Origin of the sequence: Paraburkholderia sp. (assembly GCF_028283785.1) — a bacterium.
Taxonomy (GTDB): domain Bacteria; phylum Pseudomonadota; class Gammaproteobacteria; order Burkholderiales; family Burkholderiaceae; genus Paraburkholderia.
The window spans coordinates 336,588-357,799 of sequence record NZ_JAPWKB010000002.1; the positions used below are offsets into that span (position 1 = coordinate 336,588).

A 21,212-nucleotide genomic window follows, 5' to 3' on the forward strand; every position below is an offset into this window, starting at 1 on the left:
GACTAAAACTTGTTTCATTTTTCTAGTCGTGGGCTGTTAAGCACCGCTCTCCAGAATGCACGCACGGACAGTCCACCCTTCGACTGTCCTGCCGACACACGCCCGCGCAGATTCATTCGCGCCTCTGAACGGAGCTGCTTCCGATGTTAAAAATAGTCCGGCTTGCTTTGACCCGGCCCTACACGTTTATCGTGCTGGCGTTGCTGATCCTGCTGATCGGCCCGCTTTCCGCGATGCGTACCCCGACGGATATCTTTCCCGATATCCGGATTCCCGTGATCAGCGTCGTCTGGAGTTACAGCGGCCTTCAGCCGGACGACATGTCCGGCCGGATCGTCACGTACTACGAGCGCAGTCTCGGCACGACCGTCAACGACGTCGCGCATATCGAGTCGCAATCGTTCCGCAGTTACGGGATCGTCAAGGTGTTCTTCCAGCCGACTGTCGATATCCGCACGGCGACCGCGCAGGTCACGTCGGTTTCGCAGACGGTGCTCAAGCAGATGCCGCCCGGCACCACGCCGCCGCAGATCCTGAACTACAACGCGTCGACGGTGCCGGTGCTGCAACTGGCGCTGACCAGCAATACGCTGAACGAACAGCAACTCGGCGACTACGCGACCAACTTTATCCGTCCGCAATTGCTGAGCGTGCCGGGCGTCGCGATTCCGACGCCGTATGGCGGCAAGACGCGTGAAGTACAGATCGACCTGAACCCGCAGGCGTTGCAAGCGAAGAAGCTGTCCGCGCAGGATGTCGCGACGGCGCTCGCGGCGCAGAACCAGATCATTCCCGCAGGCACGGAGAAGATCGGCCGGTTCGAATACAACGTCAAGCTGAACAACAGCCCGCTCGCACTCGACGAACTGAACGACCTGCCGATCAAAACCGTCGATGGCGCGACGATCTTTATCCGCGACGTCGCGCACGTTCGCGACGGCTATCCGCCGCAGGGCAATATCGTGCGCGTGGACGGGCATCGCGCGGTGCTGATGAGCATTCTGAAGAACGGCTCGGCATCGACGCTCGACATCATTTCGGGCATCAAGGCGCAACTGCCGCGCATCGAATCGACGTTGCCGCCCAGTCTGAAACTGGTCGCGATGGGCGATCAGTCCACCTTCGTGAAGGGTGCTGTCAGCGGTGTGGCGCGTGAAGGCGTGATCGCGGCGGCGTTGACTTCGCTGATGATCCTGCTGTTCCTCGGCAGCTGGCGCTCGACGCTTATCATCGCTGCGTCGATTCCGCTCGCCGTGCTCGCGGCGATTGCCGGTCTCGCCGCGATGGGCGAAACGCTCAACGTGATGACGCTCGGCGGACTCGCGCTCGCGGTCGGGATTCTGGTGGACGACGCCACCGTCACGATCGAAAACATCAACTGGCATCTGGAGCAAGGCAAGGACGTGCGCGCGGCGATTCTCGACGGTGCCGCGCAGATCGTGGCGCCGGCCTTCGTGTCGCTGCTGTGTATCTGTATCGTGTTCGTGCCGATGCTGCTGCTCAACGGTATCGCGCGATTCCTGTTCGTGCCGATGGCCGAAGCCGTGATCTTCGCGATGATCGCGTCGTTCATCCTGTCGCGCACGTTCGTGCCGATGATGGCGCAGTATCTGCTGAAGCCGCATGCATCGGGCGGCCACGCGTCCGGCGAACTCGCGGCATTGATGGACCCGCACGGCGGCCACGCTGCGCCGCCTTCGCGCAATCCGCTGGTGCGGTTCCAGCGCGGTTTCGAGCATCGCTTCGAGCGCGTGCGCGCGGTCTACCGGATCGTGCTCGGCCTCGCGCTGACGCATCGCAAGCGCTTCGTCACCGGCTTTCTGGCGGTGGTCGCGCTGTCGTTTCTGCTGGTGCCGTGGCTCGGCCGCAACTTCTTCCCGGACATCGACGCCGGTGCAATCGCGATTCACGTGCGCGCGCCGATCGGCACGCGTACCGAAGATACCGCCGAAACGCTCGACCGTATCGAGAACGTGATTCGTCGTCAGATTCCGCCCGACCAGATGGCGAGCATCGTCGACAACATCGGTCTGCCGAACAGCGGGATCAACCTGACATACAACAATAGCGGCACGATCGGGCCGCAGGACGGCGATATCCTGATTTCGCTGAACCGGAATCACAGCCCGACCGCGCGCTACGTGCGCACGCTGCGCGAACTGTTGCCGCGCGCGTTTCCCGGCACGACCTTCGCGTTTCTGCCTGCGGACATCGTCAGTCAGATACTGAACTTCGGCGCGCCCGCACCGATCGATTTGCAGGTGGCCGGTCCGGACCGCGCGGGCAACCGTCGATACGCGAACGAAGTCATGCGCAGGATGCGCCTGATTCCCGGCATTGCCGATACGCGAATCCAGCAGGCATCGACGTATCCGCAACTCACCGTCAACGTGGATCGCGCGCGCGCCGACGAACTCGGTATCACCGAACAGGACGTGACGAATTCGGTCGTGGCCAGCCTGTCCGGCACGAGTCAGGTGTCGCCGACGTACTGGCTGAATCCGAACAACGGCGTGTCGTATCCGATCGTCGCGCAGACGCCGCAATACCGGATGACGTCGCTGTCGAACCTGTTCAACCTGCCGGTCACCAGCAAGACCGGACAGTCGCAGATTCTCGGCGGTATCGCGACGGTCACGCGCGGCGTCGGCAATGCGGTGGTGTCGCACTACAACATCGAGCCGCTGTACGACATCTACGCGACGCCGCAAGGCCGCGATCTCGGCGCGGTCGCGTCGGATATCGACAAGATCGTCAAGGACACCGCGAACGACGTGCCGAAGGGATCGATCGTCACGCTGCGCGGCCAGGTGCAGACCATGAACAGTTCGTTCACCGGCCTGCTGCTCGGTCTGGCCGGCGCGATCGTGCTGATCTATCTGCTGATCGTCGTGAACTTCCACTCGTGGAGCGACGCGTTCGTGATCGTCACCGCGTTGCCCGCAGCGCTCGCGGGGATTGTCTGGATGCTGTTCACCACGCATACGCCGCTCTCGGTTCCCGCGTTGACGGGCGCGATTCTCTGCATGGGCGTCGCGACCGCGAACAGCATTCTGGTGGTCAGCTTCGCGCGCGAGCGGCTCGCGATCAACGGCAACGCGCTGGTCGCGGCCATGGAAGCGGGTTTCACGCGTTTCCGGCCGGTGCTGATGACCGCGCTGGCCATGATTATCGGCATGGCGCCGATGGCGCTCGGCATGGGCGACGGCGGCGAACAGAACGCGCCGCTCGGCCGCGCGGTGATCGGCGGTTTGATCTGCGCCACCTTCGCGACGCTGCTGTTCGTGCCCGTCGTCTTCAGCCTCGTCCACCGACGCGACAACGCCGCTCACGGCGCGTCGCAGGATCACTCTTCTACCGAACCCGGAGTTCTCCATGTCCACTGAGATCGAGATCAACTCGCCCAAGCGTCTACGTCATCTGAAACTGGTCGGCGTGATCGCCATTCTGGTGGCGGCCGGCATCGTGTCGAGCGGCATTATCAGCCGCGTGCATGCGAAGCAGACCATGACCACCTGGTCCGCCGATCAGGCCGTGCCGACCGTCGCCGCGTATACGCCGAAGCAGGCCGATGCGGCGGGGTCGCTGGTGCTGCCCGGCCATCTGTCCGCGTATGTGAACGCGCCGATCTACGCGCGCGTGTCCGGTTATCTGCATGCGTGGTACGCCGATATCGGCACGCACGTGAAGGCCGGCCAGTTGCTCGGCCAGATCGATACGCCGGATCTGGACCAGCAGTTGATGCAGGCGCGTGCCGATTTGCAGAACGCCGTCGCGAACGAAAAGCTCGCGGCGACGACCGCACACCGCTGGTCGGAAATGCTGCAACAGGATTCGGTGTCGCAGCAGGACGCCGACGAAAAATCCAGCGATCTGATCGCGAAGCGCGCGACCGTCGATGCCGCGCAAGCGAACGTGCGACGCCTCGAAGCGCTCGAATCGTTCAAGCGGATCACCGCGCCGTTCGACGGCGTCGTGACCGCGCGCACCACGGATGTCGGCGCGCTGATCAACGCGGGCGGCGGCAGCGGACCGGAGCTGTTCAATGTGTCGGATGCGCACCGTTTGCGGGTGTATGTCAGCGTGCCGCAGGATCAGGCCGCCGCGATCAAGCCCGGCATGACCGCGACGCTGACCGTGCCGGAGCGTCCCGGCAAAACCTTCGACGCCACTCTGGTCAACACCGACGATTCGATCGCGCAGGCGTCCGGCACCTTGCTGGTTCAACTGTCCGTCGATAACGCCGATGGTGTGCTGATTCCGGGCGAGTACACCGAAGTCCATTTCGCGACTCACGCCGATTCGCACGCGCTGTCCATTCCCGCAAGCTCGCTGATCTTCCGCGAACAGGGTCTGCAAGTGGCCGTGGTCGGGCCCGACGATCGCGCGGTGCTGCACGACGTGACGGTGCAAACCGATCTTGGCCAGCGTGTCGAGATCGCCTCCGGCATCCGCGCCACCGATCGTGTGATCGACAATCCGCCGGATTCGCTGGTGTCGGGCGATCCGGTGCGCGTGCAGCAGGCCGCACCGGTGCAAGCTGCCGAATTGAGCCGTCCGGCCTCGCACGATGCGGAGCGCGCTCATGGATAAACGCCGTCTATGCATCGCGCTGGCCGGCGCGGCGCTGGTCAGCGGCTGCTCGTTCGCGCCGCCCTATCACGCGCCCGCCACGTCGATTCCGACCGCGTTCAAGGAAGGCGGCGCATGGCAACGCGCCCGTCCCGCCGACGACATTCCGCGTGACGCGTGGTGGCAGGCGTATCGCGATTCGCGGTTGAACGCACTCGAAACGCAAGTGGCCGCGAACAATCCCGATCTCGACGCCGCAGTCGCGCGTCACGACGAGGCGAACGCGTATCTCGCGCAGGCGCGCTCCGGTTTCCTGCCGACCATCGGCGCGGGCGCGAGCGTGTCCCGTCAGCGGCAATCGGACACGCGACCGTTGCGCGGCTCGGACCAGCCGTCCACGTACAACACCGCGACGGTCGATGTCGGCATCAGCTACGACCTCGATCTGTGGGGCAAGGTGCGCAACGAAGTGAGCGCGGGCCGGGCCGCCGCCGAAGCCAGTGCCGCCGATCTCGCGTCGGTGCGGCTGAGCTTGCAGGCGAGTCTGGCGAACGCGTATTTCAATCTGCGCGGTCTCGATCAGCAGCAGCAACTGTTGACGGACACGATCGACACGTATCAGCGCGCGTTGAAGCTGACGCTCAGTCGTCACGCCGGCGGCATTGCGTCGGACCTCGATGTCTCGCGGGCGCAGACGCAACTCGCGTCCGCGCGCGCCGCCGCCGACGACGTGACAGCGCGCCGCGCGCTGTACGAGCACGCGATCGCCAGTCTCACGGGCGTCCCGGCGTCGAGCTTCTCGCTGGCCGCCGACACCGCGCCGGACTATCTGCCGTCGATCCCGGCCGGCGTGCCGGCTTCGCTGTTGCAGCGTCGCCCGGATGTGGCGGCAGCGGAGCGTCGCGTCGCACAGGCGAATGCGCAGATCGGCGTGGCGAAGGCCGCGTATTTTCCGGATCTGTCGCTGGGGCTGGACGGCGGTTTCCAGAGCGACACGCTGTCGCCGTGGATCATGGCGCCGAACGAAATCTGGTCGATGGGACCGAGTCTGTTCATGACGATTTTCGACGGCGGCAAGCGCGCCGCGATCACGCATCAGGCGCAGGCGAAGCTCGCGGAGAACGGTGCGACGTACAAGGCGACGGTATTGCTCGCGTTCCAGCAGGTCGAAGACAACCTCGCGCAACTGCATCATCTGGGTGACGAAGCGGTGAATCAGGATCAGGCGCTCGACGCGGCGAAACGGACCTTGCAGCTGTCGATGTCGCGGTATCGCGACGGCGTGGTCAGCTATCTCGATGTGGTGACGGCGCAGACGACGGAGTTGGATACGGAGGTCGTGGCGCTGAATTTGAAAACGCGCAGGCTGCTGGCGTCGGTGGGATTGATTCAGGCACTGGGCGGCGGGTGGATGGCTAAGGCCGGGCCGGTTGGTGCGGTTGTGCCGGTTACGCCGGTCGCGAAGGCGGTGTGAGCGACGTCGCTGGCGGACGGGCTACAGCAGGTCCGCGTCGACTTCGACCACCATCGGGGCGACGCGGAGAAGCCGGGCCGCCTGCGCGCAGATGAAGTCGGATACGCGTTGCACCAACTCGCGCTCGTCGTCGGCGTAGCTTGGCGAGTGGACGAGCGCGGGCGCGAGCCTCAACGCGGCATTCGACATCCGCGTCATCTCGCGCACCAGCAAAGCGCGTTGCGTTCCGGTCCGGAAGGCAAAATCCGCAAGCGAAAAAGCACCGATGTCTTCCAGCCGAAAGGCATCGCCGTAGCCCATCGCCATGTCCTGCTCGACGTTCTCGCCGTATGCGTTGACAGAGACCAGATCGTAGAGCGGCGCCGGCACGAGTCCCGCCCGATTCACGAAGAACGAGATGTTCTTGCCGTGCGCGTCGCTGTTGCCGATCAGCAGTTGCAGCAACGCCCACCGGATCATGAGCGTACGCGCCGCGGCCGGGTTATCCAGATGCGGCGTCAGCGTAAAGAGCTTCTCGAAACTCACGCCTTCGCGGATATTCGCGACGTCGGGCGAGTTGCCGAAGTTGCGCTCGTATTTGGCCGACACCGGCAGGTCGAGCGCCTGGCAGCCGTCGATGATATGCAGACGGCGCACCGCCTGGATCGCAATGCCGTCGGCGTCCAGCGTCACGCTGCGGTCGAAGCGCTCGATCAGCAAGATCGGTTCGGGAATGCGGCGGATCGTCACCGGCGCGACGGGCAAACCCAGTCCGGCCGCGAGCGTCATGCAGTAGTGCTCGTTGGCCACCATGAATGGCGTCGACGGATTGCGTGTCTCCGGCTTCAGGATGTGAGTCGAACTGAGCGACCCATCGGCCAGCGACAGCGTGTCGCCTTCGATCATCACCTGCAGCTTGTCCTGATAACCCGCAACGGACAGACGCACTTTTCGATCCCAAACCGGAAACGGAATCACGTCACGCTCACGGATTCGCTCGCTCAGTTCAGCTTCGGAAATCACGCGGCGGATCGGCTCCGCGTCCGGTTGCGGTTGCGGTTGCGGTTGCGGTTCGTCCACGCCGTCGCGCTGCGCGTCGGGCAGAAAACTCAGCGCGCCGACCGGCTCTTTGCCCAGCATCCGAATCAGGCCATACGCATTGTCTTTCGAGATTTGATACATGACGGACGCGACTTCGAGCGCGCGTCCTTCCGGCAACAGGTTGGCGATAAACCGATGCACGACGCCCCGCGCCGGCGCGTCGCCGGAAAGCGGGATATGCGGTGAAAGCGGGAATCGGCCTTGGCTCGCGAGCCAGCCGGCGTCGTATTGGAAGCTGTACTCGTCATGCGACACGTCGAAGCCGAGATGTCCGACGGCCGCGTTTTGCGTCGATACCCGAAGTGTGTGCGCCATCAGCCGCCCTCCGACCCGCCCGGGCGCGATGGACGCGTCTCCAGCGCGTTCGCCGCTTCGTCTTTCGTCATCACGAGAAGGGTCAACCCAAAGCCGTCCAGGACCTTGAATACCTTGTCGAGACTGACTGCCCTGCCGTTTTCGAGTCGCGAAAGGACATCCGTGGAGACGCCGACTTGCGCCGCCGCGTCGTCGATACGAAGTTGACTGTGCGCGCGCCGGTTACGCACCAGCAGGCCGAGCGCAGCCATATCTGCGGCCAATGGTTGCAGATCGGCGTCGGGACTGGGCAAGCGACGAGCCATAGTTCCTATATACCAGGAATAATCGGAGATATCCGCAGATAAAGCGGATAGTTTCGATAATATCAGAATTAAGCCGTCGAACGTGATTAACGCGGCTTTATTTCGACAATATCAGAACAATCGGGCTATTCGATGGGTTTACAGCGATTGTTCCGATATTGTCGAAACAATCGGCGGATGCCTCATTCCGTCTCCCATGCCGATTCCCTCGCCTTCCCGACTAAAACTCTTTTCACCTTCCTACCACCGAACCGCTAAATCCCGTTCGTTATCCTGCCTGTCAACCGAAACTCATCGACACATTCCGCCATGAATCAAACCGCAGGCCGAACAGGACGGCCAGATGAATTATCTGAATCACCTGTATCGCTGACCACTTCGTTGAATGACTGACTCACTGAATCACTGAACGCCCCATGACGATCCGTACCGCGATCCGCCGATCGCTTGCTTATGCCACCGTCGCGCTCGCGGCCGGAATGCTGTTGTCCGGTTGCGCGTCGGCGGGTCCGAATACGCCCGACGGCTGCGTCGGTCCGCCCAGCTTCTGCACACCGTATTTCGGCTCGTGACACATGAAAAAGGCCCGCGCTCTCGACGAGACGCGGGCCTTTCTACGCTTGCCGGCAGCTACGCATCCAGCGCGTCGGTCAACGGATTATCAATGCGGCAACGCGTTGATCTGATAGCCGTAGCGGCTGACCGTTTCGATCTGCACGCGCGGCATCCGTTCGAGCAGTTTCCGCCGCAGACGCGACACCACCAGATTGACGCTCGACGGATCGACCTCGTCGCTTTCGGGCCACGCGTAACGGATCAACTGCTCGCGCGGCACCGGCGCATTCGGCTGACGCAGCAGGCATTCGAGCAACAGATATTCGCGTCGCGTGACGCCCATCCGTTGCTCGCCTTCGACCAGTTCGCGTGTCGCCGCATCGAGCGTGAGGCCGGACGCGGCACGCTGCGTATCGACGCTATCCGCGCCGGTCGTTCCGTGTCCGTCCGGCACGCGCGCGAGCCTCGATGCCGCGAAGCGCCGCAGCGCCTGCATCCGTTCGTGCAGTTCGATAAACGAATAGGGCAGACCGAAACACGCATCGGCACCGGCGCGTAGCATCAGCGCGCGATCGTGCGGCGTCGTCGCGCCGAGCACGGCGACGATCGACGCGCCGCCCGCAGCCGATACGAACTGCGGCAACGCATCGAGCGCGGCATCGCACATCGCGCGCTCCGGCGACATCACGACGATCACGTCGAACGGTTCCTGTGCGGCGAGAAACACGCCGTCGCGCAGATCGGTCGTGCGTTGCAGGCTGTGCGCGCTTTCTTGCAGCGCCTTCAGCAGCCAGAGGGCTTCAGGATGATCAGGTGAAACGAGCAGAACGCGCATGAATCCATCAGTCCAGCGGGACAATCACAACACGACGACACCGCATTACACGGCACGACGTCATCCGGAATAGCCGGGCGTCACGCAAGCGTGCGCGACCAGCATTCGACCGTCACGCGCGCGCCCGGTTGCGCATCGCCGATCTTCAACGTGAAATCGTGCACGCGCATCACCGCCGACACGATGCTCAGCCCCAGCCCGGAACCGGCCAGATGACGTGTCGCTTCGCCGCGATAAAAACGCTGCAAGACCGCTTCGCGTTCGGCAACCGCGATGCCCGGCCCGTTGTCGACGATTTCGATTTGCGGACCGGCCATCGTGTCGGTCAGTTCGATCCGCACCGCGCCGCCCGCAGCGCAAAACTTGATCGCGTTATCGACGAGATTGCTGATCGCCTCGAACAGCAATGCGCGATCGCCGTGAATCGGCTCGACTGGCTGCACGCGCACATCGAAGCGGATATCACGACTTTCGGCGAGCGGCTCGTACAGTTCGCCGACTTCTTCGAGCAAGGATTCGAGTTCGACTTCGCCGAAACCGCCGCGCCGATGCAGCGTGCCGATTTCCGAAATGCGCAGCATCGCGCGAAACCGGTCGAGCAGCGCATCGGTCTCGGTGCGCGCACGCACGACGAGACTATTGACGGCATCGTCGCCGAGCGTATCGGTGCGTTCGGCGACATGCGCGAGCAGCGTGCGAACGTGCGCGAGCGGCGTGCGCAAGTCGTGCGCGATGCCGTCGCACGCGCCCTTCACTTCGTTCATCAGACGCTCGACTTCGGCCAGCATGTGATTGACCAGATGCGCGAGCATATCCACTTCGTCGCGACCGCCGACCGGCAAGCGCTGACCGAGATCGCCTTGCGCGATCAGCAGTGTCACGCGGCGGATCGCCTTCAGCCGCCGCATCTGCCAGATGCTCAGCGCAAGTCCGCCCGCGACGCCCGCCGCGAGACTCAGGATGCCGCCGAAAATCAGCGCGTTGATGATGCGCTCGCGGATCCGCAAGATATGCGTGAGATCGCGCGCGACCACCAGCGTCGAGCCGTCGGCGCGGCGCTCGGCCATCGCACGTACGACGGGCGCGGCGACATCGCCCGGCACGGCGAGCTTCAGATCGAGCGTGCGGCCCTGACGATCGGCGCCGAGTTCGACCGGATCTTCGAGCACGTCGCCGGCCAGCAGACGGCCGTCGGGCGCGAACAGGCCGTAATAGTTGGTGTGCATCCGCTCGTGTTCCATCCGACGGTGGATGGCTTTCGACAGATCGACATCGGGCAGCGAATCGAAATAGATCAACTGCCAGTCCATGATGACGTCGGTGTCGCGCTCCATGTCGCCCGTCACCACGCAACCGATAAACCCCAGCAGCAACATCACCGACAGAGAGAAGATCACCGCGTAGATCGACAGCAGCCGGAAGGTGGTCGAATGCCAGCGACGTCCGAGCGCGCTTTGCCCCGGGAAAGGTGTGTCCGTCAAGATGCAGTACTCACGCGAGGATATAACCGGAGCCGCGCACGGTCTGGATCATCGGCTTGACGCCAGGCGGATCGACCTTCTTGCGAAGCCGGCCCATATGCACGTCGATCAGATTGGTGCCGGGATCGAAGTGATAGCCCCACACCGCTTCGAACAGCATGGTGCGCGTGATGGTCTGCCCAGCGTGTCGCATCATGAATTCGAGCACGCGATATTCGGTGGGCAGCAGCACGATTTCTTCGCCGTCGCGGTGTACCTTGCGCGAGATCAGATCGAGTTCGAGCACGCCGACGCGCAGCGTGGTTTCCGTCGGCACGACGGGTGCCTGACTGCGGCGCAGCAGCACTTCGAGCCGCGCGGTCATCTCTTCGGGATCGAACGGCTTGGTCAGATAATCGTCGCCGCCCGCGCGCAGACCGCGCACGCGTTCGTCGACATCGCCGAGCGCGCTCAGCATCAGCACCGGCGTCTGGATGCCGACACTGCGCATCGTCGTGAGAATCGTCAGACCGTCGATGCCGGGCAGCATCCGGTCGAGCGTGATCACGTCGTAATCGTCGCTGATCGCGCGGGCCATGCCGTCGCGGCCATTCGCGACCCAATCGACGGAATAACCGCGGTTTTTCAGTTCACCGACGATCTCGCTCGCGGTGATTTCATCGTCTTCTATTGTCAGCACTCGCGACATGATTTTTCGCCTGAGACGGCGCGCTTCTGGCGCGTCGACAGTGGGCGCGACCGGTTACCAAACAGGTCTCAATAATGCCATATCCAACCTTCGGCGAAATCGCACGGACGTTCGTCCGGAGCGTTTTCCACACTGCCGAAAATCGCCGAAAGCGCCTGTTTTCAGGGCTTTGACGACAGCGAGCCACGGCCGCGCGGGCTGGATGAAACTTAATTTAAGGTCGGCGGCTCGCCGATGGCGGCCTCGCGCGGTGAGTCATTCGGTCGCGCTTATTGGCTTGTTTTTTCAGCGTGATCACGGTCGTACAACGGGTTCGCGGATCGGGCCTCGCGAAGATAAAAGTTCTTTCATCTTTACGACGCGCTGGCGCTTCGATCGATCCCCTACGCTGTGTCCATGCCGCGAACAAAGCGGCCAATAAAACCGGACCTTGGACCTTGAAAATGACACTCGCAACGAAGACGCTGGCACTCGCCGCACTCCTGATTTCCAGCGCATCGGCGATGGCCGCGCCGCATCTGACGCAGCAGCAGTGCAGCGACTATCCGTTCACGCATACGAAGAACGAGGTGTCGCACGCGCAGTTGCAACGCGAACTGGGCGAACTCGAATCGCGCGGCTACAGTCCCGGCGACGACGCCTCGCAATATCCGTACGATCTCGAACGCGCCGAAGCGAAATTGCAGGTCGATTTCCGGCACGATTGTCTGCCCGCCGCACACGCGACGCAAACCAGCGCGACGATCCAGCACGCTGGTTGAATCGGGCATGCGCGACGGATGGCGCGAGCCATTGCGCAACGCGTCCGCGCAAATAAAAAAACCGGCGATGTCGCCGGTTTTTTCATGCTGTGACGCGACTCGCGTTTAGCCGTAGTGGCACACGTAGTCCATCGTTTCCAGCACTTCGATATCGAAGCTGCTGTTGCCCGGCACCGAGAAGCTGTCGCCCGTGCGGTATTCCTGCCACGTATCGCTGCCGGTCAGGCGGATCTTGCAATGACCGGCCTGTACGTCCATCACTTCCGGCGCGTCCGTGCCGAACTTCAGCGTGGCCGGGAAAATCACGCCCAGCGTCTTGCGGCTGCCGTCGGGGAAAACGACCGTGTGCGACACGCATTTGCCGTCGAAATAGATATTGGCTTTCTTGACGACGGAAACCTGATCGAACTGAGTAGGTGTGACAGCCATGACGCTATGGTTCCTTGCGAGTGATCGTCGCGACAACGGGTGTGTCGCGCGGGATGCGGGCGAACCGGAAGAACGCCCGCTGAAGCCAGAAATATAGCAAAAGCCGATACGACCGCTGTAGTGCGCAGGCTCGATTACGCGATCTGTCGTGCGCGATCCGGCGGGCCGCTCAATCCGGGCGCGTTGCGGCGAGACTGAGGGCTTCGATGTCCGCCGCTTCGATGTGGCGTCCGGGCGGCTGCTTGCGCACGACTTCGAGCATCGCCAGGCCGACACTGCGCGTGGTCGCCACCTGTTTGGGAAACAGCGCCTTCGCGAGCGACAGCACAGGTTTCAGGATCCAGTAGATCGACTGATACGCGCGCGTTTTCGAACGGATACCGTCGAGCGGCACGATCACGCCCGGACGGAACAGATACGCGGACCGGAACGGCAGGCGCAGCAATGCGTTTTCAGTGCGGCCTTTCACACGCGCCCACATGCTGCGGCCGCGTTCGGTGCTATCCGTGCCCGAGCCGGATACGTACGTGAAGGTCATGCCGGGGTTCAGTTGCGCGAGCAGTTTGGCGATGGCCAGCGTCAGATCGTAAGTCAGACGCGTGTAGTCGGCCTCGCTCATCCTGAACGACGACACGCCGAGGCAGAAAAAACACGCGTCGAAACCGCGCAGATCGTCGGCGATCGCGGCGCAGTCCATCAGATCGGCGTGCACGACGCCGCTCAGTTTCGGGTCGCGCTGCGGCGTCGCCGAGCGACCGACGGTGCGCACTTCGGAGACGTCGGGCGCGAGCAGGCATTCGCGCAACACGCCTTGACCGACCATGCCGGTGGCGCCGAACAGCAGAACTTTCATGCGGATTTCCTTGCGGGTGCGGGTGCGGATGCTTGTGTGGGCGCTGATGCAGACGCGTGTGGACCTGCGACGACGCTCGGGCGACGGTTCATCACGACTTCGACACCGCGTTCCAGAACGCGTCGAATCCGGCGCGCGTGTAGTTGTCGGCGGCATCCGGCTCGCGCGCGATAAACGACAACGTGGTCTCCGCGATGGATTCCATGATCGCCGCGACGAACAAGGGCGACTGCCCTTTCAGGTTGCCCGTCGTTACGACTTCATCGAGCGTCGCGCCGATCTCTTCGAACGCTTTCGCGCCGAGCTGGCGGGTGTCGTCGGTGATGCGGTCGGACACGCTCAACTGGCTCATCGCGCGACGCTGCGCCGGATGCGTCGCGCCCCACTGGATGTAGCGCTCCCACGCGTGCTGCACGCGCGCCTTCAACGTTTTCGACGCCGGACGGCCGTGCCGGAACGCGACCGCCAGATCGGCTTTCAGCGCGAGATAGAGCGCGTTCAGCAACGCGTCCTTGTCGTCGAAGTACGTGAAGATCGTCCCTTCCGCGACGCCTGCCTGCTTTGCGATCTTCGAAATCGGTCCGCCGGTTCCGTGTTCCGCAATCACCTGCGCAGCGGCCAGCAGGATCGCGCTGCGTTTTTCATCACTGAGAGGCCTGGCCACGATACGTGTCTATAGTTGAGTATGTGCTCAATCATATCGCCGTATGCGCACTTCGCGCAACCGCTGGTCGTGTCGCGACATCGTCTGCCTGACCTCGATGTGGCACGACGCGTCATTTTCGCGCGGACATTTTCAATCGGCGGACGCCGCGCGGACCTGACAGTTAGTTGCCTCCGGTTCGTCGTTTCGGTTTTTGTTTTATCGGGATTTATTTAACGGCGATGCAATCGAAAATTCGCATTGTGCGAATTATTTACGATTAAATTTCCGATGCATTTGTGTGAGGATTAAAACGCGCTTTAACCTCGCAAGGATTTTTGTCGTGAAACCCGTTATTCGTCTTGTCGCGGCCTTGCTGGTCGTCGATGCGCTGTGTCCCCTTTCCGCGTTCGCCCAGTCTCAATTGACTTACACGACGTCGTGGATCGGCAATAGCTTTGGTTTCGGTGACGGCAAATGGATGCAGCAGGATATTCAGGCCATTAGCGTCGGCACCGACGGCACGGTTTATACCAATGCGCCGTGGGACGAAAGCGGCAGCGAAATCGCCGCGTATCGCGCGGGCGACAAACTCGCGGTCGCAGGCAATACGCACGGCTGGGGCGCGGCCGGCGGCGACGCGATCGCGACCAACCGGACGTATCTGTATGCGGCGATGTCGATTGGCAACGAGAGCAATGCGCTGGTCGGCGCCGATTATCCGGCCGCCAATCTGACCTGGTATGGGATTACACGCCGCACGCTCGCGAATATCGCGACCGGCGCGCCGTTTACGGCCGGGATCGGCAATAGCGCGAACGCCACCAAGAACAGTTTCCTGATGCTCGACAGCGTGACGACCGGCACCGACGCGAGTATTCGCGGACTCGCCGCCACCGACACCGAGCTCTACGTCGCCGACACATCCAACAGCCGCGTGCTGGTGTTCGACGCAAACTCGATGCAGCAATTGCGCTCGTGGAGCGTGCCGTCGCCGACGCGCATCGCGATCGACACCGACGGCACACTGTGGGTGCTCAGCGGTGCGCCCGGCGCGGCCGACCAGAGCGTGCTTCACACCAGCGCGACGGGCGCCGCGCTGACTTCCGTCGCGCTACCGTCCGACGCGATTCCCACCGACATCGCGATGGGGCCGTCCGGCCAGATCCTGATCGCCGACAACGGCGCGAAGCAGCAAATTCTGGTCTACACGAAGAGCGCGAATGCCGCGCCGCAACTGACGTCGAGTTACGGCACGCGCAACGGTCTGTTTCACGTCACGCGCGGCGTGCCGGGCGAGCGGCGCTTCGACGGCATCACCGGCATCGGCGTCGATGCATCGGGCAATCTGTACGTCGCGCAAAACAACGAAGGACCGCGTCCGACCGGATCGGCGACGGTCGGTCAGGGCGCGGTGCTCGAAAGCTATAACTTCGCGCGACCGGCGCTCAACTGGCGGCTTTACGGTCTGCTGTTCGTCGACAGCGCCGCATTCGATCCGGCCACGCCGACCAACGTCTACACCGGTTCGAAGCGCTTCACGCTCGATTACAGCCAGCCGGCCGGACAGGAATGGTCGTACGCGGCCTTCACGCTCGACCGCTTCACGTATCCGGACGACCCGGCGTTTCACGAGCCGCGCGGCGTGCGCGGCGAACCGATGGTGCGGCGAATCAACGGGCAGCCGTTTCTCTATACGCTCGACACGGGCGCGCATTATCTGAACGTCTACCGCTTCAATAGCGCGACGATGGGCGAGATCGCGATTCCATCCGGCCTGCTCGCGCAGAATCCGATTCCCGGCACGTGGCCCGCCGCGCAACCCACGTACGGCGAATGGTTGTGGCGCGACACGAACGGTAACGGTACCGTAGACGCCAGCGAGATCAGCGGCAATGCATCGACCGGCAGCACCGTGGGCAACGGTTTCTGGTGGGTCGACAGCGCCGCCAACGTGTGGCTCGCGACGCCCATCAGCGGTATCCGCGAAATGCCGTTGCAAGGTCTCGATGCGGCCGGCAATCCGATCTACACGTATGCCAGTTCGACGATGTTCGCGATGCCCGCGCCGTTCACGCGCGTCGCGCGCGTGATCTATCTCGCCGATACGGACACGATGTATCTGTCCGGTTTCACCGCGGCGATCCCGTACGATACGACGCACTGGAAAGAAGCGGGACCGGTGCTCGCGCGTTACGACAACTGGCGTTCGGGCGCGCCGTCGCAGCAATACACGATCGCGCTGCCGTGGGATACGTCGAGCAATCCGCAGCGCACGACCGTCGGCATCGCGGTGGCGGGCAACTATATTTTCGTCGCCGAGTTGTACACCGCGAAGGTCGATGTGTACGACGCGCGGACGGGCCAGGCCGTCGGCTATATGACGCCGGGCGCGAGCGTCGGCAGCACCAGCGGCTGGGTCGATGTGTATCTCGGTATCAGCGCGGTCCAGCGCGATACCGGCGAATACGTGATCCTGCTCGAAGACGACGCGCGCGCGAAAATCCTGATGTACCGGTGGACGCCTTGAGCGTGCAAGACGGCGCGCGATTGCGTCGTCCCGCGAATGTTGCCGAAGGTTCGCTGTCTGGTGACGCACTCTTCCCGGTTTTGAAACGATCGTCGCCGAAGAACGGCGTAACATGCGCACAACCCGCCGCCAGCGACATCTCCGGCGCGTGATTGTGTTGTCTGTTGATACAATGACGCGGTGAAGTCACCTACTCCTGAACGCACTTCGCGGTGCGTCAACCGCGACGCTCTCTCATGCAACATCCCGAACCTTGCGGGCCGACCATCGCGTCCGGCCCGCGTCCCGTTTGCGACGGCACGATGTCGGCCGGAGGCTTCGGCGACCTGATCACGCGCACGCGCGCGGTTATGTGGGAACTTTGCACGCAACGCACGCAAGCCGAGCTGGGCATCACGACCTCGCAGGCGTCGATCCTCCTGTCGATCGCGAACGGCACCGGCAGCACGTCGGCCGATCTCGCGCGCGAACAGGGCATCGATGCGAGCGCGGTTACGCGGCTGGTCGATAAACTCGCCGATCTCGGTTTGATCGAGCGTCACCGGAGTTCGGCAGACCGCCGGGTCGTCCATCTGTCGCTCACAGCACAAGGCGAGCGCATCGCCATTCAGGTGCCGCGCATCTTCACCGACATGCTGAACCAGATCCTGACCGACTTCACTCCCAACGAAGTCGCTTTGCTCAAACGCATGCTGGGCCGCATCCTGACCAACGCCGGCCATCCGGTCGCGGCGTCGCTCCAGCGCACGCTGGCCGGATCCTGATCCGCCTCAACCGAATCAACGATGACCCCAGAAATTTTGCAGCAGTCCCAAGCCCCGATTTCAGCCGATCTCGCCGCGATCCTGAACGTGTTGAGCCAGGAACAGAGTGCGCATCTGACGTTCGCGAAGCCGTTCATCAACGCCGCAATCGCGAACGAACATCTGATTGCGAGCAGTGTGTTGATGCTGTCGGCGCGCGCAGCCGGCGCAGCCAGTGACGACGACCGCGATGCGCCGACCTTGCACGCGTTCGCAGCGGCGATGGAGCTGATGGTGTTGTCGCTCGAAGCGCACGCGCGGCTCGGCAATCAGCGTTCGGGCGACGCAGCGCAGGCGCAGAACGAAGGCGAAGGCGAAGTGTCGAGTCCGCTGTTGTCGCTCGGCACGCCGGCGGGTGTGTTGCTCGGCGACGTGTTGTATACGCGGGCGTTTCAGATCGTCGTGAAGACCGGACATGCGCCGGGTCTGACGGAAATCGCGCGCGCGACCGAGCGAATGGTAACGGCGGCCGCGCGGGAACACATCGCGACGACGGCCGGCACGCACCCCGCACCCGACGATCCGGCACGCGTCAATCCGTTCCGGCGCGAAGCGTACGCGGCATGCTGCCGGCTCGCCGCCGTGCTCACGCCGGTGACGCAGGATCAGCACGCGCTGCTGTTTTCGCTGGCGGACAGGATGACGGGTTCGGTGCAACTGGAATCGGCGTTGCCGGATACGAGCGTGTTGCGCGATTGCTTCGCGCCGTCGATGTATCGGGATGCGTTGAGCGGTTTGCTTGCTTCGCTCGTTTGATGCGCGGGGGTTTGTCCGTCCGGATCTGGCCGAAGGCTGACTGGACGCTGGACTGAAGCTTGGGGAACGCCGGATTGCGGCGGGTGACACGACCGGATCCGCCGGATCCGGTGTCAGGACAATAAGCTTTTATCTGTTACACGCAACGGCCTGAGCCGTCGCAATCATGCAGCTTGCGGCATTGTTTCCGCCGCTTCCGCGCGCTGCTGCTTCGCAGCGGCCGCAGCCTTCTTCGTCTTGCCCGCACGCGACGGCGGCTGGCACGCGCCACACACCACGTTGTGCTGCAGATCATGCTTGTGCGCGACGAACTTGCCCGTGCAGCGGCAGCATTTCGTCATCTGAAGGATGTTGGCGTCGAAGAAACGCACCAGCGTCCATGCACGCGTCAGGTCGAGCACCGGTTCGGTGTCGCTGTGACGGCAGTGCTCCAGATACAGCCGGTAGCCCTTGGTCAGCGCGTCCAGATGCGAGCACTTCGCTTCGTTCTTCAGAAACAGGTACGTGTTGTAGAACAGCGATGCGTGGATGTTCGCGAGCCACGTCATGTACCAGTCCGCCGAAAACGGCAGCATGCCCTTGGGCGGCGAATTGCCCTTCACTTCGCGATACAGCCGGATCATCCGGTCGCGCGACAGCGTCAGCTCGCTTTCGAGCACCTGCATGCGTGCGCCGAGTTCGATCAGTGCGATTGCGCGAAACACTTCCTGCGCGTCTTCGGTGAGGCTGCGTTTGAGCATGGTCATCTCCGGGCGCGTCAGGCGAACTGCTCGGCCGGCTGGCCGGCAAGCAGGATGGCGGCGTGGGTCGGCGCCACATCTGCGTTCTTGGCGCTTTGGGTCAACGCGGACAGCATCGCGTGATCGTTAAAGCGGAAGAAGCACAACAGCTGATCGGAGGCTGCGAGCTTGACGATCTGCGCGAGCGACAGCCCCGCCAGCAGGTCGGCCAGTTCCAGCGACAAGCCCAGACGGAACATCCCGACCGGCTTGTCCTCACGCAGCATGCGCTGCGCGAGCATGATGTACGACAGATTGATTTCGCGGATTGAATCCAGCGTCTCGCTGCTACGGTCCATTTCTAAAGAATTCCGAAGCCCCGAATTACATGTCGGCTTTGTGCCGTTTATCTGTTATGCCTCGCCGACGCTTCACTTCTTCGGCGACAGGTTGCAGCCTGGTCAGAGCCGCAACACATTTGATACATGTCGTTACATTTGGTAACGCATTGAGAGGGATTGTATGAACTGTGAAACGGTTGCGCAATCGTTTTCTCAAAAATATTTTCGTACGTTGCGCTGAGGTTGCAGCATTTTTTACCGACTCGATTAGCGCGACCCGAAATTCGAAATGACGAATTCATCAATAAATCATATCTGGCTGTTTTTATTAGTTTTTATTTTCGTCAGCAACGACATAACTACCCGAGGAGTAAAGTCTATTCATAGTGCGTCGAAGTCGATTTCCTCGAACTCAGACAGCCTGATGAAAGGTAATTTGTACCGCCTTGTTTAGCAGACTGCTGCGGAAGGAACGGAAAGCGAGAATGTAAGGATCTGTAGTTACATTTGCCGGCGCGTGTAACAGCTTGTTTTTCGGCCGCGCGATCACGCTTTTGACACACGGCTGACATTCTTCCGACAACGAAAACGGAGCTTCAGATCCCGGCCGTCGAACGTCGGGAACGGGCTTTGCGCACTTCCGTGTGTCGATGCCACAGGAGCGCACCATGACAGCCGACGTCACCATCCCAGACGACGACGCCACGCCGGATCAACCCGGCCACGAACCCACCGAGACTTCCAAGCCGATCGGCGACGCCATTCCAACGCCCGTCGAACCCGGACTGGATCAACCACTGCCGCCGAAAAGCGAGATCCCCGCGCAGGACGCCGACGCGCCCGCCCCTTCTCCCACGCATCCGCCAGCCACACCCTGACCTGCAGGATCGGATGTAACAGATCAATCGCGCAGTCCCAAAGACGCCTCTTCATACAGAAGAGGCGTCTTGCGTACATTCCCGGTCATCGTTATGATTGAGTGCACACTCATCTAAACCAGCGGACATCACCGCAATCAACCGGGAGTTACCGCAATGAATTCGTGGACCACACGGGATATGCCCTCCCAACGCGGCCGCTGCGCCGTCATCACCGGCGCCACCGGCGGCCTCGGTTACGAGACCGCACTCGCGCTCGCTACGGCCGGCGCGCAGGTGGTGCTGACGGGCCGTAACGCCGCCAAGGGCGACGCCGCGCTCGAACGGATTCGCGCGGCCGTGCCGCACGCCGACGTCCGTTACGCGGATCTCGATCTGTCGAGCCTGGCGTCGGTGGCTGATTTCGCCGAGCGGTTTTGCACGGCGCATTCGTCGCTGGATCTGTTGATCAACAACGCGGGCGTCATGATGCCGCCCACGCGTCACCTGACGAAAGACGGCTTCGAACTGCAATTCGGCACCAACTATCTCGCGCATTTCGCGCTTACCGCGCATCTGTTGCCGCTTCTGCGCGATGCGCATCGCCGAAGCGGCCATCCCGCGCGCGTCGTCAACCTCAGCAGCATCGCGCACCGGATGCGTGGCGCCATCCACTTCGACGATCTGCAATGGCAGCACAATTACCGTCCGTGGCCCACTTATGCGCAGTCGAAACTCGCGATGCTGATGTTCGCGTTCGAACTGCAACGGCGCAGCGACGCGTGCGGCTGGCAACTGATCAGCAACGCCGCGCATCCCGGCTACGCGCGCACCGGCTTGCAAAGCGCCGGACCCGGCCTCGGTCGGTCGAATCCGTCGATCACCGAACGGCTCGGTGAACTGTTCGGCCCGGTCGCGGGGCAATCGGCGGCGAGCGGTGCGTTGCCGACGCTATTCGCCGCGACGTCGCCGCTCGCCAAGCCTGCGGGCTATTACGGACCGCAAGGCTGGATGGAGATGAAGGGCGCGGTCGGCGATGCACGGATCGCTGCGCCCGCGCTCGATCTCGACGTGGCGCAGCGGCTGTGGACGGTGTCCGCCGAGTTGACGGGCATCACATGGCCCGAAGCGGTTCCCGCCTGACACACGGCGCGCCACGCCGCATTGCGTCACATCGACCGCTTGAACAAGTTGCGACTCGCAAGTATATTAGTT

Annotated in this window: 20 protein-coding genes; 10 read left to right on the plus strand and 10 right to left on the minus strand. The window is 62.8% G+C overall.

Going from position 1 to position 21,212, the window contains the following annotated elements; translation table 11 throughout:
- Positions 1-143: 143 nt before the first annotated feature.
- Genes PW947_RS02010 through PW947_RS02020 form a run of 3 tightly spaced genes read left to right on the plus strand, consistent with a single transcriptional unit; the run spans position 144 to position 6,046 of the window.
- Entirely contained in the window at positions 144-3,386 is a 3,243-nt protein-coding gene (locus PW947_RS02010) for an efflux RND transporter permease subunit (RefSeq protein WP_299629200.1), read from the plus strand.
- Positions 3,376-4,593: an efflux RND transporter periplasmic adaptor subunit gene (locus tag PW947_RS02015; protein WP_299629202.1), complete on the plus strand. Its 1,218-nt coding sequence runs from the start codon at positions 3,376-3,378 to the stop codon at positions 4,591-4,593. The genes PW947_RS02010 and PW947_RS02015 overlap by 11 nt, the downstream gene beginning before the upstream one ends.
- On the plus strand, positions 4,586-6,046 hold the full coding sequence (locus PW947_RS02020; protein ID WP_299629204.1) for an efflux transporter outer membrane subunit: 1,461 nt from the start codon (positions 4,586-4,588) through the stop codon (positions 6,044-6,046). Before PW947_RS02015 ends, PW947_RS02020 begins: the two co-directional genes overlap by 8 nt.
- A gap of 21 nt (positions 6,047-6,067) precedes the next feature.
- Here the strand turns inward: PW947_RS02020 and PW947_RS02025 are convergent, their stop codons facing one another.
- Both PW947_RS02025 and PW947_RS02030 read right to left on the minus strand, forming a co-directional pair.
- Positions 6,068-7,441, minus strand: coding sequence for a HipA domain-containing protein (locus tag PW947_RS02025; protein ID WP_299629205.1), 1,374 nt, complete (start codon positions 7,439-7,441; stop codon positions 6,068-6,070).
- Positions 7,441-7,746, minus strand: coding sequence for a helix-turn-helix domain-containing protein (locus PW947_RS02030; protein ID WP_299629207.1), 306 nt, complete (start codon positions 7,744-7,746; stop codon positions 7,441-7,443). Before PW947_RS02030 ends, PW947_RS02025 begins: the two co-directional genes overlap by 1 nt.
- A gap of 416 nt (positions 7,747-8,162) precedes the next feature.
- On the opposite strand from PW947_RS02030, the gene PW947_RS02035 reads away from it, so the two are divergent.
- A complete protein-coding gene (locus PW947_RS02035; RefSeq protein WP_299629210.1) occupies positions 8,163-8,318 on the plus strand; it encodes a hypothetical protein in 156 nt (51 codons plus the stop codon).
- Between the two features lie 89 nt (positions 8,319-8,407).
- On the opposite strand, the gene PW947_RS02040 is transcribed toward PW947_RS02035, so the two are convergent.
- The 3 genes from PW947_RS02040 to PW947_RS02050 all read right to left on the minus strand — a co-directional run bounded on the left by PW947_RS02040 (position 8,408) and on the right by PW947_RS02050 (position 11,305).
- Positions 8,408-9,136: a response regulator transcription factor gene (locus PW947_RS02040; RefSeq protein WP_299629212.1), complete on the minus strand. Its 729-nt coding sequence runs from the start codon at positions 9,134-9,136 to the stop codon at positions 8,408-8,410.
- An 80-nt stretch (positions 9,137-9,216) separates the two neighbouring features.
- Entirely contained in the window at positions 9,217-10,548 is a 1,332-nt protein-coding gene (locus PW947_RS02045) for a HAMP domain-containing sensor histidine kinase (protein WP_299629313.1), read from the minus strand.
- A gap of 79 nt (positions 10,549-10,627) precedes the next feature.
- Positions 10,628-11,305 carry a response regulator transcription factor gene (locus tag PW947_RS02050; RefSeq protein ID WP_299629213.1) on the minus strand — a complete coding sequence of 226 codons (678 nt, stop codon included), beginning with the start codon at positions 11,303-11,305 and terminating at the stop codon, positions 10,628-10,630.
- A gap of 443 nt (positions 11,306-11,748) precedes the next feature.
- On the opposite strand from PW947_RS02050, the gene PW947_RS02055 reads away from it, so the two are divergent.
- Positions 11,749-12,066, plus strand: a complete 318-nt coding sequence (locus PW947_RS02055) for a DUF4148 domain-containing protein (RefSeq protein WP_299629215.1) — start codon at positions 11,749-11,751, stop codon at positions 12,064-12,066.
- A 105-nt stretch (positions 12,067-12,171) separates the two neighbouring features.
- Here PW947_RS02055 and PW947_RS02060 read toward each other — a convergent pair whose 3' ends face one another.
- The 3 genes from PW947_RS02060 to PW947_RS02070 form a co-directional block, all read right to left on the minus strand.
- Positions 12,172-12,495, minus strand: coding sequence for a pyrimidine/purine nucleoside phosphorylase (locus PW947_RS02060; RefSeq protein ID WP_299629217.1), 324 nt, complete (start codon positions 12,493-12,495; stop codon positions 12,172-12,174).
- A gap of 169 nt (positions 12,496-12,664) precedes the next feature.
- Complete coding sequence (locus tag PW947_RS02065; protein ID WP_299629218.1) at positions 12,665-13,348, minus strand: epimerase; 684 nt, start codon at positions 13,346-13,348, stop codon at positions 12,665-12,667.
- Positions 13,349-13,439: 91 nt separating this feature from the next.
- Positions 13,440-14,012: a TetR/AcrR family transcriptional regulator gene (locus tag PW947_RS02070; protein WP_299629220.1), complete on the minus strand. Its 573-nt coding sequence runs from the start codon at positions 14,010-14,012 to the stop codon at positions 13,440-13,442.
- A gap of 322 nt (positions 14,013-14,334) precedes the next feature.
- Here PW947_RS02070 and PW947_RS02075 point away from each other — a divergent pair, with 322 nt between their 5' ends.
- The 3 genes from PW947_RS02075 (at position 14,335) to PW947_RS02085 (ending at position 18,080) form a co-directional block, all read left to right on the plus strand.
- Complete coding sequence (locus tag PW947_RS02075) at positions 14,335-16,521, plus strand: hypothetical protein (RefSeq protein WP_299629222.1); 2,187 nt, start codon at positions 14,335-14,337, stop codon at positions 16,519-16,521.
- A gap of 236 nt (positions 16,522-16,757) precedes the next feature.
- A complete protein-coding gene (locus tag PW947_RS02080; protein ID WP_299629224.1) occupies positions 16,758-17,285 on the plus strand; it encodes a MarR family winged helix-turn-helix transcriptional regulator in 528 nt (175 codons plus the stop codon).
- 21 nt (positions 17,286-17,306) lie between these two features.
- On the plus strand, positions 17,307-18,080 hold the full coding sequence (locus PW947_RS02085; protein ID WP_299629226.1) for a hypothetical protein: 774 nt from the start codon (positions 17,307-17,309) through the stop codon (positions 18,078-18,080).
- Positions 18,081-18,244: 164 nt separating this feature from the next.
- Here the strand turns inward: PW947_RS02085 and flhC are convergent, their stop codons facing one another.
- Positions 18,245-18,820, minus strand: coding sequence for a flagellar transcriptional regulator FlhC (gene flhC / locus PW947_RS02090; RefSeq protein WP_299629228.1), 576 nt, complete (start codon positions 18,818-18,820; stop codon positions 18,245-18,247).
- 17 nt (positions 18,821-18,837) lie between these two features.
- Complete coding sequence (gene flhD / locus PW947_RS02095; protein WP_299629229.1) at positions 18,838-19,158, minus strand: flagellar transcriptional regulator FlhD; 321 nt, start codon at positions 19,156-19,158, stop codon at positions 18,838-18,840.
- A 650-nt stretch (positions 19,159-19,808) separates the two neighbouring features.
- On the opposite strand from flhD, the gene PW947_RS02100 reads away from it, so the two are divergent.
- A complete protein-coding gene (locus tag PW947_RS02100) occupies positions 19,809-20,018 on the plus strand; it encodes a hypothetical protein (RefSeq protein WP_299629230.1) in 210 nt (69 codons plus the stop codon).
- 156 nt (positions 20,019-20,174) lie between these two features.
- Complete coding sequence (locus PW947_RS02105) at positions 20,175-21,140, plus strand: SDR family oxidoreductase (RefSeq protein ID WP_299629232.1); 966 nt, start codon at positions 20,175-20,177, stop codon at positions 21,138-21,140.
- The last annotated feature ends 72 nt before the right edge of the window (positions 21,141-21,212 follow it).

Excerpts from the sequence above, each read along its gene's own strand:
- PW947_RS02010 (WP_299629200.1), top strand. The coding sequence starts at position 144 with ATGTTAAAAATAGTCCGGCTTGCTTTGACCCGGCCCTACACGTTTATC.
- PW947_RS02015 (WP_299629202.1), top strand. The coding sequence starts at position 3,376 with ATGTCCACTGAGATCGAGATCAACTCGCCCAAGCGTCTACGTCATCTG.
- PW947_RS02020 (WP_299629204.1), top strand. The coding sequence starts at position 4,586 with ATGGATAAACGCCGTCTATGCATCGCGCTGGCCGGCGCGGCGCTGGTC.
- PW947_RS02025 (WP_299629205.1), bottom strand. The coding sequence starts at position 7,441 with ATGGCGCACACACTTCGGGTATCGACGCAAAACGCGGCCGTCGGACAT.
- PW947_RS02030 (WP_299629207.1), bottom strand. The coding sequence starts at position 7,746 with ATGGCTCGTCGCTTGCCCAGTCCCGACGCCGATCTGCAACCATTGGCC.
- PW947_RS02035 (WP_299629210.1), top strand. The coding sequence starts at position 8,163 with ATGACGATCCGTACCGCGATCCGCCGATCGCTTGCTTATGCCACCGTC.
- PW947_RS02040 (WP_299629212.1), bottom strand. The coding sequence starts at position 9,136 with ATGCGCGTTCTGCTCGTTTCACCTGATCATCCTGAAGCCCTCTGGCTG.
- PW947_RS02050 (WP_299629213.1), bottom strand. The coding sequence starts at position 11,305 with ATGTCGCGAGTGCTGACAATAGAAGACGATGAAATCACCGCGAGCGAG.
- PW947_RS02055 (WP_299629215.1), top strand. The coding sequence starts at position 11,749 with ATGACACTCGCAACGAAGACGCTGGCACTCGCCGCACTCCTGATTTCC.
- PW947_RS02060 (WP_299629217.1), bottom strand. The coding sequence starts at position 12,495 with ATGGCTGTCACACCTACTCAGTTCGATCAGGTTTCCGTCGTCAAGAAA.
- PW947_RS02065 (WP_299629218.1), bottom strand. The coding sequence starts at position 13,348 with ATGAAAGTTCTGCTGTTCGGCGCCACCGGCATGGTCGGTCAAGGCGTG.
- PW947_RS02080 (WP_299629224.1), top strand. The coding sequence starts at position 16,758 with ATGCAACATCCCGAACCTTGCGGGCCGACCATCGCGTCCGGCCCGCGT.
- PW947_RS02085 (WP_299629226.1), top strand. The coding sequence starts at position 17,307 with ATGACCCCAGAAATTTTGCAGCAGTCCCAAGCCCCGATTTCAGCCGAT.
- flhC (WP_299629228.1), bottom strand. The coding sequence starts at position 18,820 with ATGCTCAAACGCAGCCTCACCGAAGACGCGCAGGAAGTGTTTCGCGCA.
- flhD (WP_299629229.1), bottom strand. The coding sequence starts at position 19,158 with ATGGACCGTAGCAGCGAGACGCTGGATTCAATCCGCGAAATCAATCTG.
- PW947_RS02100 (WP_299629230.1), top strand. The coding sequence starts at position 19,809 with ATGACAGCCGACGTCACCATCCCAGACGACGACGCCACGCCGGATCAA.
- PW947_RS02105 (WP_299629232.1), top strand. The coding sequence starts at position 20,175 with ATGAATTCGTGGACCACACGGGATATGCCCTCCCAACGCGGCCGCTGC.